The following is a 3,204-nucleotide window of genomic DNA, read 5'->3' as shown; positions in this document are numbered from 1 at the left end:
ATTCGTACGGCATTCTGCAACGAAGTCCATTTCTTCAGCTCACCGAATGCAGCCGAAGACTGGCTTGACCAACATCCAGGGGGAAAAGTGTTATCTGTAGAAGATGCCTTTGAACTGGGTCGCCTAATGGGGACGCGTTACGAGGAATCTAGACCTGCCAATGGGTCATGCTGTGACATTTAGTCGCAAGTAACTACGATACCAGAAGGAGCCACAGGTCTGAAAGATGAAACCCAGGGCCAGCTCAGGACAGGTTTCCCTCTTTTATACCTGATTTCTTATATCTCTGACCGCTAACTACGCGAAGTATGCAAAGGTGGTAAAACCTACAAAAATACCCGGTATTTCTGTACTAAGGGGCCGATCCGTATATGCCATGGTACCGGAGTATTTATTCGATGCTACGATTGAAGGCTTTAAAGACGGAAAAACAGTACAAAAATACAGTTAAAATCCATAAATCATGGAGGTATTGAATAAAAAAATTCATCATTCTAGGAGGGAAAAATATGCAAACATTAATCTGTCCTGCTTGCGGATGTTCCCTCGTACGACTAGGGATTGAAAAAGATAGGGCAGCTGTGTACAAATATAAGTTTACGAGAAGACCTGCTAAAACATATTTCTCCATTGGGATGGGAACATATTAATTTTCTTGGCGAATACACATTTGATATGAAGAAAGTAGCAAGTTTATATTCACTACGCCCTCTTATTCAATAATACTAAAGGCCGATGATTCCTTAGGTAGGGAAAATCGGCTTTTTTCCTCCCAAAATTCTCTTAGCGTATGTTTTCCGCGTTTTGTTGGTAAGACCCCATTTAGAAATTTTGAAATAATTAAGATTCCTTGTTAGCAATGAAAGAAATAAGTCTATGAAAAAATATAAAATAAAACATATTTATAACAGAAACAGCTCAAATTTCTCATTAGGAATTTGGGCTGTTTTTATGATGGGACATACTTTCGCCTTTTGGAACGGATATTTTCAAATGATAACCATTAACGAAAGAATGATATGTTATAATTTTCATAATATATATGCAAAGAAGGGATGGAATGAGCACACAAATTAAGGTAACACCGGAACAATTAGAACAAGCTGCTAAAACAGTAAGAAATACGAGATCATCATTAGAATATATACATAAAGATTTATACTCTCAAACTGAATATATAGCTTCTCAGTGGAGCGGAGCAAGCAGTGATCGTTTTTATCAGATGTTTAATGAAGCAAAGCCAATGATGTTTAACATCTTGCAAGAATTAGATAAAATAGCAGTAGAATTAGAACGTGCAGCTGTTAAATTCCGAGATGCAGATGAATTGTATGGTGGAAATTTAGCTGACCATGATATTCAAGAAGGTGCCATGTGTGGAAAACTCCCTCCAAAATCAGAAGAGTCATTTTTCAATAAAAAAGATTTAAATGCTGCATGGACTGGTATTTCTACTGGGTTTGTAGATGGTGCAGTGGATGCGTGGGAAGGACTGATATCCTTAGGTGATAAAGAAACCTGGCTGAATATGCAAGATGCAATTGTAAACTATAGGGAGACTATTCCTGCTGCATGGAACACCGTATCAGATACGTTTATGAATAAATTTTGGAATGGGGATCTGGAAAGTAGAGAGCATTATGTAGCTTATGGTATAGCAACGTTAGGGCTCGGGCTTCTGGGGGATAAGGGTCTTAGTAAAGCAGGACAAGTTGGGAAGGTAGCTGCTATTACAGGTTTTACTAAAGGAAAATCACTTGTAATTAATTCTCCGACATATAGAAATGCATTACATATATTAAACAATTATGAATTCAAAGCTGGAAATCATCTTTCATATGCGGGAGTCGGTAGTATTAAACAGTACTTGCAGAAAGCAGCTCCATATACTTATGAAGGTAAAAATGGTCCAAAGACAATTAGTTTAAGAATGGGTGAGTTAGCTGGAAATAAACATCCAGTTTCAGGTATACCATATGACTTAAATGGATTCCCTATTTTCGATGCTTTTGCTGAAGTAAAATTAAAAGAAGTTGACTTTAAAAAATCAAGACCTACTCATGATAGAATATGTAATAAGCTGTTATATGAACAGATATTAGAAGATCCAAAACTAGCAGCTAAATTTACAGCAGAAGAAATTGAATTATTTAAAAATGGTCAGAAACCCAAAACATATACATGGCATCACCATCAGGACACAGGAAGAATGCAGCTTGTAGACGCGAAATTACATAAGCAAACTGGTCACACGGGTGGGTATAACATCTGGGGGAAAGACGGAGAAAAATAGGGAGGTTTATTAATGCATAACATTGTATGGGTTGGTGTAAGTAATGAAAAAGTAACAGATCATGAAATCGAACAAGTAGAAAAATATTTTAACATTAAACTACCTAATGATTTTATTGAATGTGTGAAGAAATACGATGGAGGTTACCCACGTCCTAAAATATTTGATGTACCAGGACAAGATGAAAATGTATTCAATGATTTATTGACCTTCCATATAGAAGATGAGTATTCAATTGTAAAAAATTATGAAGATATAAAAGAAGAATTATTAGACAATATATATCCTTTCGCAAATGATCCTTTTGGGAATTTCTTATGCTTTGACTATCGTAATAATTCCGCATTACCAACAATCGTATTTTGGGACCATGAAGAAGAGGACATGGAAAAAGCAATATATCCTGTTTGCTCAACATTTACAGAATTGCTTGCTAGTCTACGTGATTTTGAAGAAGAAGATTGAGGGAACTAAAAAAACGGTCTAGAATTCTAGACCGTTTTTTTATGATTTACTAATTTTCCAACCATCATCCGTTTTCTCTAGTTCAATTACGATTACCTTATTAGGGGTCCCGTCAGGAAAATGCGGATTTACAACGCTAAGCCTATTTTCCTGACGATTCCCCCATTTTTACAACGTTAAGAAAGTTTTAATGGTCTTAAAGAATCTAACGAGACCACTTTCTCCGAATTAAAATGATATTCTCCTAGTAGATTAATATGTTCCCAACCTAGAGGCGACATATGGTGTAATAATTCTTCATTAAAACTACCAGACTGTTTTTGATATTCAACTGCTTTAGTTAGATGTAAGGTATTCCAAATACTAATAGCATTGATAATGATGTTTAAAGCACTGGCTCTTTGCAATTGATGTTGTATAGTCCGTTCCCTAAGCTCACCTTGTTT

At 36.0% G+C, this 3,204-nt stretch carries 5 protein-coding genes and 2 pseudogenes; 5 read left to right on the top strand and 2 right to left on the bottom strand.

Features of this window, described 5'->3' with window-relative positions; genetic code table 11:
* The 5 genes and pseudogenes from merB to KVT31_RS29170 form a co-directional block, all read left to right on the top strand.
* Window positions 1-183: organomercurial lyase (merB, locus tag KVT31_RS29190; protein WP_254637323.1), on the top strand; the 183-nt coding region annotated here is incomplete at its 5' end.
* Window positions 184-509: 326 nt separating this feature from the next.
* On the top strand, window positions 510-650 hold the full coding sequence (locus KVT31_RS29185) for a hypothetical protein (RefSeq protein ID WP_162493026.1): 141 nt from the start codon (window positions 510-512) through the stop codon (window positions 648-650).
* A pseudogene (locus KVT31_RS29180) lies at window positions 598-723 on the top strand (hypothetical protein); the annotation flags it as partial. The gene KVT31_RS29185 and the pseudogene KVT31_RS29180, both read left to right, overlap by 53 nt.
* Window positions 724-1,060: 337 nt before the next feature.
* Complete coding sequence (locus KVT31_RS29175) at window positions 1,061-2,293, top strand: WXG100 family type VII secretion target (RefSeq protein ID WP_000107156.1); 1,233 nt, start codon at window positions 1,061-1,063, stop codon at window positions 2,291-2,293.
* A 12-nt stretch (window positions 2,294-2,305) separates the two neighbouring features.
* Complete coding sequence (locus tag KVT31_RS29170) at window positions 2,306-2,758, top strand: SMI1/KNR4 family protein (protein ID WP_000551585.1); 453 nt, start codon at window positions 2,306-2,308, stop codon at window positions 2,756-2,758.
* Window positions 2,759-2,797: 39 nt separating this feature from the next.
* On the opposite strand, the pseudogene KVT31_RS29165 reads toward KVT31_RS29170, so the two are convergent.
* Window positions 2,798-2,863: pseudogene (locus KVT31_RS29165) on the bottom strand (DUF4878 domain-containing protein); the annotation flags it as partial.
* 71 nt (window positions 2,864-2,934) lie between these two features.
* On the bottom strand, window positions 2,935-3,204 hold a 270-nt coding region (locus tag KVT31_RS29160), incomplete at its 5' end, for a Tn3 family transposase (RefSeq protein WP_142952117.1).

The organism is Bacillus sp. GbtcB14, from assembly GCF_019091205.1.
In the GTDB taxonomy this organism is placed as follows: Bacteria; Bacillota; Bacilli; order Bacillales; family Bacillaceae_G; genus Bacillus_A; species Bacillus_A cereus_AG.
This window is presented reverse-complemented; position numbering and strand designations above follow the sequence as displayed.